The organism is Microbispora corallina (assembly GCF_016863035.1).
Taxonomy (GTDB): Bacteria; Actinomycetota; Actinomycetes; order Streptosporangiales; family Streptosporangiaceae; genus Microbispora; species Microbispora corallina.
The window spans coordinates 23,514-30,279 of sequence record NZ_BOOC01000063.1 but is presented as its reverse complement, the minus strand read 5'-3'; the positions used below and the strand labels follow the sequence as shown (position 1 = coordinate 30,279).

The window sequence follows — 6,766 nt, the reverse complement described above, 5'->3', positions numbered from 1 at the left end:
CCCTAGGGCCTGTACGGAGTTCGGATCTTCACGCGGGCCGGAGGCTTCGGATCCACAAGATGGCACCTCGTAGATGGAGGCCAGCGAGGTAGGCGCCCCTTGCGTGAAGCCCCTTTTCCTCATCGGCGGCCTTCTCCAGTGCCTGCAGCAGTTCATGGTCCAAGACCATTCCGGCGCGTGGTGGTGGGCGCGGGCGGTGGTGGAGTCCACGCGACCAGTTCCAGGTCCACCTGTCCGCGGGCTGCGGCCTCAGCGATCACAGCGTCCATCAGTCGCTGCAAGACACCGGTTTTCGCCCAAGACCGGAACCGGTCGTACACGGTGGACCACGGCCCGTACTCCGCGGGCAGGTCCCGCCAAGGGCTACCCGTGCGGAACCGCCACATCACCGCGTCGAACTGCCGCCGCAGGTCCGGGATAGGGCCTCGCTCACCCAACGGCAGATGCGGCTCGATCAACGCCCATCCATCATCGATGAGATCACCACGCGCCGTGACGAGATGATCTACCAGCGTCACCGACCACGACGCAGGCGAATCCGCAGCGTCCTTGTACAACTACCGTACTGACTGTGTATAGTCGCTATGTACAGATGTGAGCGAACGGAGGCCGTCGTGCGGGTGGTGTTGTCCAATAGCAGTGGCGTGCCCCTTTATCAACAGATCAAGGAACAGGTCAGTACGGCCATCCTGTCGGGGGAGCTCGTACAGGGCAGCGCTCTGCCGTCTGTACGGGTCCTTGCTCGTGATCTGCGGATCAGCGTTATAACCACGACCCGCGCCTACGCGGAGTTGGCTGCGGAGGGGTTCATCGTCACGGTCCCCGGCAAGGGCGCCTATGTTCTGCCGCTGGACTCGGCCCTGGTACGCGAGCAGCTGCTGCGCCGGGTGGAGGACGGTCTGCAGGCCGCCTTGGACGCCGCCTTGTTGGCTCGCCTGGATCGTGACGGTCTTATTCAGATCCTGGACGGCTTGCTCCAGGCCGGGCATGAGTACGCCTCAGCTCAGGAGGGATGAATCAGTGAACGGCGATCTCGCGTTCGCCCTGCGTGGAGTGGGCTGCGCGGTGGGCAACGGCTTCGCGTTGCGTGATGTGAGCTTCGAGCTGCCGACCGGCTACGTCATGGGCCTGATCGGTGCCAATGGTGCCGGCAAGACGACGACGATTCGTTGCCTACTGGGCATGCGCGGGATCGAGACGGGAGAGATCGAGCTGTTGGGCCATCGGGTGCCCGGACCGGCGGCGCTGCGCCAGGACGTCGGGGTGGTGCTCGATCACACCTATCTCGTGGGCGATTGGCGGCTGGCTGAGGTCGAACGGACGCTGCGGCCCTTCTATGACCGTTGGGACAGCGTCCGATATCGACAGTTGCTCGCGGAGTTCGGCCTGGACCCGCGGGCGAAGGTCAAAGAAATATCCCGCGGCATGGCGACGAAGCTGATGATCGCGGTGGCGCTGTCGCACCGGGCGCGGCTCCTTGTCTTCGACGAGCCGACCAGCGGCCTTGACCCCGTGGCTCGGGACGAGCTCGTCGGTATCATCGGGGACTTCCTTCTTGACGAGGGGCACAGTGTCCTGTTCTCCACGCACGTCACCACGGACCTGGACCGCATCGGCGACTTCGTGACGCTCATCCATGGTGGTCGGGTCGTCCGGACGGGCCGCAAGGACGAGATCCTGGACGGCTACCGGGTGGTGCGGGCCGGGCCGGACGAGCTGATCGACCTTGTCGGCGTAGAGCTGATCGGCGTCAAGCGGTCGTCGACCACGGCGCAGGCGCTGGTCCGCACCGAGGAGGCCGACCTTCTCGGCGGGGGCGTCCTGGTCGAGGTTCCCACCCTCGAGGAGATCGCCGTCCACATCGGAGTGTCGTCGAGGAACTCAGCGGCGACCGTGCCCAACGGCCGACGGGAGGAGTTCGCATGACCGCCGTCGCCCGGATGACGCTGCTCCACCTGCGCACCATTGCGCCGTATCGGATCCCGGGCCTGCTGGTATTCGGAGCGATCGTCCTGATCGACTCCCGCAACCCGGTGGTTCTCGTACCGACGCTCGCGCTGGTGCTCGCGCCGATTCTCACCGCGCAGCCGTTCGTCGTCGGTGACAAGGCGGACCTGCAGACGCTGTACGCCGTGCTGCCCCTGCCGCGCCGAACGGTGCTGCTCGGGCACTACGCCTGGGCCCTGATGAGCTTTTTCGTCGTCGCCATCGCCGGGACCGCTCTGGCTGCTCTCCTCGCGCAGGCCCAAGGCATACCGTTCGGCAGAAGTGTGGCAACGCTGTTGACCCTGTGCTGGGCGCTGTTCGCAGTCAACATCTCGATTCAACTCCCGTTGCTGATCAGATTCGGCTACACCCGAATCAACCTCCTAGTCACCACCATGCCGGTGGCGCTGCTCCTGGCCGGCGTTGTCCGACTCCACCTGGTGGACATCGAGTCGATCCGGGACTGGCTGGCCCTGTTCTGGGTGGCCGGCGCCGCCGCGATCGCAGCGTCCGCCACCCTGGCGTCGCATGCTTCCCGGCAACGGCAGGGCGCCTGACATGGCACCGCCGCCGGACGCGGAAGTCTTGTCGCTTCCGCATCCGCCCGTCGGCCAGCATGTCACGCTGGTTGCCTCCCGATGGTGGACGGTGCCGTGGCCCGTGTGGCTGACTGCCGGGCTGATGCTCGCCGGACTGCTCAGCCTGTCGGGGGCGTACGGCTTCCACGGCGACGAGCTCTACTTCGTCGTGGCCGGGCGACATCCGGCGTTCGGGTACGTGGATCAGCCCCCGTTAACCCCGTTGCTGTCGGCGGCGTGGGTCGCGCTCGTTGGCGTCTCGCCGACGGCCATGCGGATCCTGCCGGCGCTGGAGATGGCTTTCGTTGTGGTCATCGTGGGGTTCATTGCCCGTGACCTGGGTGGCTCCCGCCGGGCGCAGGTGCTGGCCGCGCTGACGGCCGGCGTCTCGGGCTACCTCGCGGCCGGGCATTTGAACACCACCACGGAGCTGGACCTGGTGGTCTGGGCGGCGGTGCTGTGGTTGCTCGTGCGGGTGCTCGCCAGCGGCGACCGGCGGCTATGGGTGGCAGTGGGGGTGGGTGCGGGCATCGGGCTGGAGAACAAGGACACACTGCTGTTTCTCGCCGCGGGCCTCGCCTTCGGGGTGCTGCTGTGCCGGCGCTGGGAAGTCGTGCGTTCGCGGTGGGCGTGGGCCGCGGCCGCCATCGCGGCCATCGGGTGGGCACCGAATCTGGCCTGGCAGGCTGTACACGGCTGGCCGCAGCTGACCATGGCCTCGCAGATCGCCGGGTACGCCGCGACGAACCGGGCCCAGGTCTTGCCATTCCTGTTGCTGTTCACCGGTCCCTTGCTGTTCCCCGTGAGCATCGCCGGCCTGGTCTGGGTGCTGGGGTCGCGGGCGGCCGCGCCGTGGCGACCACTCGGGGTCGCGGCCCTCGTGGCGCTGGCCCTGGACCTCGTCAGCGGCGGCAAGACGTACTACGTGATCGGCAGCGCCTCTCTGTTCATGGCGGCCGGCGGGATCGTCCTGGACGGGTGGATCGCCCGGGGCCATCGACTGTTCAAGACCGCGGGGTTCGCCGCGGCGGCCATCACCTCCGGCGGGTTGATCGCGTTGCTGACCCTGCCGGTCCTGCCGGTCGCCGACTACGCCAGGACCACCTTGCCCGCCACCGTGCCCGACGTGGCCAATCAGATCGGCTGGCCGCAGTTCGTCGCCACCGTGGCGCAGGTCGTGTCCGCCCTGCCCCCGGAGCAGCGCGACCACGCGGTGATCCTGACCAATGACTACAGCGAGGCCAGCGCCCTCGTTCTCCTCGGCGAAGGACTGCCGCCGGTCTACTCGGGTCACAATTCCTACTGGAGCTGGGGACCTCCACCCGCCGCCCGCACCACTGTCGTCCACGTCGGGGATTGGCGACCGACCAATTGGGCCCAGTACTTCGCGGGCTGCCGGGATGTCGCCCATATCGACAACCAGCTTGGCATCGACAACGGCGAACAGGGCAGACCGGTCACGATATGCACCAGCACCCGTGCCCCGTGGACGACGATCTGGCCCGCCCTGCGCACCATCAGCTGACACACCACGCCCGCACTTGGGGTGCCCGGTCAGGTGGCCAAGCGGAACTGTCAACAACGCTCGTGGTCAATACAGCTAGGTGGTGTCTGACACATCGTGGCGGTGAGCGGGGCCCCGCCGATGGCCGTGATCCTTCGGAGGGATCCGCCTCGGTCCTCCTCCCGGATCACGCCCGGTGGCGAGACCCCGCTCACCCCTCACGTCACGTCGTGCTCAGGAACCCGGGGAAGCCGTAGTAGGCCTCCCAGACGTCGGTGAACGTGTCGATGCAGGGGTCGAAGGCGCCGCCCCAGTTGTCGGAGCCGCCGCCGCCCTTGCCGCTCTGGATGCCCTTGGCGACGACGTTGCCGGCCGAGGTCACGGTGTACACGGGGCCGCCGGAGTCGCCCTTGATGATGCACTGCCCCTGCTTGATGCCGCGGATCATGTTCTTGGTGATCCGGCCGTCGCTCCACTTGAAGTTGATCCGGAGCGCGTTGACCCGCCAGCCGCACAGTTCCCCGGCCATCGCGCCGCCCGTGCAGTACTGGTCGCCGTAGTCGGCGCGGCGCGACCACATGGCGCTGACCGGCCGGCTCGTCTTGCTGGTCTTGCCGCCCACGTAGATGCGCGGCGCGCCGTAGTAGCTGCCGGTGATCTTGATGAGGGACAGGTCGCCGTGGTAGGTGCTCTGCCCGTTGATGTAGACGGTGCCCGAGCCGTTGGCGAAGGTGTCCTCGACGACGCTGCCGAGGTACTCGGCCGACGTCCACACCGAGCCGCCGAGGGTGGTGCAGTGGCCGGCGGTCAGCATGTACTTCGTGCTGCCCGAGTACCAGGAGAAGCCGTCGGTGCAGCCGCCGACCGACGTGTCGATGTGCGCGCCGCCGTAGAAGCCGCCGACGTGGCCGTCGTCCCACCGTCCCGAGGACGGCTGGACCTCGCCGGGGTCGGACACGAGCCGGATGGCCATGGCGTCGGCGCCGTACCGGGCGGCGAGGGCGGTCCGCAGCTCGTCGGAGGCGAGGGTCGACTCCAGGATGACCCGGTCGCGCTCCGGCTGGATCGTGGACGTGAGCAGCTTGTCGCCGCCGGGGAGTACGTCGGTGCCGAGGGTCAGCACCTCGTCCTTGAACGCGTTGAGCTGCGTGATGCTGTGGGCCACGACCCGGACCTTGGGGTAGACGATCCACGGGTTCGTCACCCCGGGGGAGGCGGACTGGGCCGACTGGGTGGTGGTCTTCGCGGTGCCGCCGGCGGTGGCCTCAGCGAGGGCCGCCGCCTGCTTCTGCTGGGCGCTCGCGGTCTGCGTCGCCGCGGCGGTCGGCTCGGTGACCGGGACGGCGTCCTTGTCGACCGGGTCGGGCACGTTCGCCGGGTCGCCGCTGCCGTCGTCCGGCGGGGTGAGCTGGGGCGGGAGGCTGAGCGGCTGGCTCGCCTCGGAGACCACGTCCTGGCTGGTCACCGGGATGTAGACGGCGCCCGACTGCACATACGGCTGGGCGTACTGGTCGGGCTTCGCCAGGGCCCGCGCCTCGGCCTCCTTGAGCGCGTAGCTCAGCTTGTAGTCGGGGGCGGTCACGTTGGCGTACGGATCGTCGGTGAAGACCTCGACCATCGGGGCCGGGTCGGCGGAGGCGGTGACCGAGGGGAGCGCGGTCAGGGTCAGGGCGGCGACGCCGCCCGAAAGTACGGCACGCCGAATTAAGGCGTTGCGCATGGGGGGTTCTCCAGCTCTCGACGAAAGCATGATCGAAACGGCTAAAGTGAATCACGTTCTCGTTAAGGGGTGGAAGTCTAATTTTTCAACTACTGGAGTAAGTGGGCCGAAAGGGTCGCCGGTGGGAGTCGGTCTGCGGTACGCGGCAGCAGGAGTGGTCCTCGGCGTGCTGAGCGGCGCGGTCGCCTACCACGGCGGCGACTGGCCCGACGCGGCCCTGGTCGCCTCGTCGTTCTTCTTCAGGTTCGCGTACTTCCTGATGGTGGTCGCGGTCGGGCGGCTTTCACCGACGGTCGCGCGGGCGGCGGTCCACGGGCTCATCGTCATGATCGCGGCGCTCGCCGGCGACGCCGCGGTCTCCGCGCTCCGCGGCACGCCCGACGCGCTGGTGCCCGACCTGTCCACCCCGCTGAACGCCTGGGTGCTGGTCGCGCCCGTGGCCGGGGCCGTGCTCGCCTGTCTCACCCGGCGCCCGGACGTGGCCGGGGACCTGGCCGGCGCCCTGCTGCTCCAGGCGCAGCTCGTCCCCGCGGTGACGGCGCTCGTGACCGGGACTGACGGCGAGTGCTGCACCGGCGTGGAGTGGGGGCACCCCTGGCAGGACTGGGCGGGTCTCGCCCTGTCGCTCGCGCTCGCGCTGGTCCTGCGGCCCGCCTGGCCGGCCCGGCTGCGGACCGTCCTCGCCGCGGCCGCGCTGGCGGCGGCCCTCGTCTGGACGGCCCGGCTGACCGGCTGGCTCTGAACCAGGGCGGCCCGGATTCGGCTGTCCGAGGGCCACGCCGAGAGCCCTGCGCGAAGCTGGCCGGCGGTCGTGCCGGCCTGGGCGACGGCGGGCGCCCTCGCCGCCACCGTGCTCATCGGCGGGGTCGCCGGGCTCTACCCCGCGATCCGCGCGGCCCGGCTGTCCCCGACCGAAGCGCTGGCCCCTGACCCGCGACACCCACCTCCGGCGACGCCCCGGCCGCGGCCCGCCTCCCG

General features: G+C 69.1%; 7 protein-coding genes. 5 read left to right on the top strand and 2 right to left on the bottom strand.

Going from position 1 to position 6,766, the window contains the following annotated elements; translation table 11 throughout:
• Positions 1–152: 152 nt before the first annotated feature.
• Positions 153–557 carry a transposase gene (locus tag Mco01_RS40005; RefSeq protein WP_204061568.1) on the bottom strand — a complete coding sequence of 135 codons (405 nt, stop codon included), beginning with the start codon at positions 555–557 and terminating at the stop codon, positions 153–155.
• Positions 558–614: 57 nt separating this feature from the next.
• Between Mco01_RS40005 and Mco01_RS37450 the strand changes: the two genes are divergently transcribed.
• From Mco01_RS37450 to Mco01_RS37435, 4 genes are read left to right on the top strand one after another with little or no spacing between them, the layout of a single operon-like run.
• Positions 615–1,016: a GntR family transcriptional regulator gene (locus Mco01_RS37450; protein WP_204061567.1), complete on the top strand. Its 402-nt coding sequence runs from the start codon at positions 615–617 to the stop codon at positions 1,014–1,016.
• Positions 1,017–1,020: 4 nt separating this feature from the next.
• Positions 1,021–1,926: an ABC transporter ATP-binding protein gene (locus Mco01_RS37445; protein WP_204061566.1), complete on the top strand. Its 906-nt coding sequence runs from the start codon at positions 1,021–1,023 to the stop codon at positions 1,924–1,926.
• A complete protein-coding gene (locus Mco01_RS37440) occupies positions 1,923–2,543 on the top strand; it encodes an ABC-2 transporter permease (RefSeq protein ID WP_204061565.1) in 621 nt (206 codons plus the stop codon). Before Mco01_RS37445 ends, Mco01_RS37440 begins: the two co-directional genes overlap by 4 nt.
• The gene (locus tag Mco01_RS37435; RefSeq protein ID WP_204061564.1) at positions 2,515–4,089 is read left to right on the top strand and encodes a glycosyltransferase family 39 protein; all 1,575 of its coding nucleotides are present in this window, start codon (positions 2,515–2,517) and stop codon (positions 4,087–4,089) included. The genes Mco01_RS37440 and Mco01_RS37435 overlap by 29 nt, the downstream gene beginning before the upstream one ends.
• 202 nt (positions 4,090–4,291) lie before the next feature.
• Here Mco01_RS37435 and Mco01_RS37430 read toward each other — a convergent pair whose 3' ends face one another.
• Positions 4,292–5,788, bottom strand: coding sequence for a chymotrypsin family serine protease (locus Mco01_RS37430; protein ID WP_204061563.1), 1,497 nt, complete (start codon positions 5,786–5,788; stop codon positions 4,292–4,294).
• A gap of 121 nt (positions 5,789–5,909) precedes the next feature.
• On the opposite strand from Mco01_RS37430, the gene Mco01_RS37425 reads away from it, so the two are divergent.
• Positions 5,910–6,530, top strand: coding sequence for a hypothetical protein (locus tag Mco01_RS37425; protein ID WP_204061562.1), 621 nt, complete (start codon positions 5,910–5,912; stop codon positions 6,528–6,530).
• The last annotated feature ends 236 nt before the right edge of the window (positions 6,531–6,766 follow it).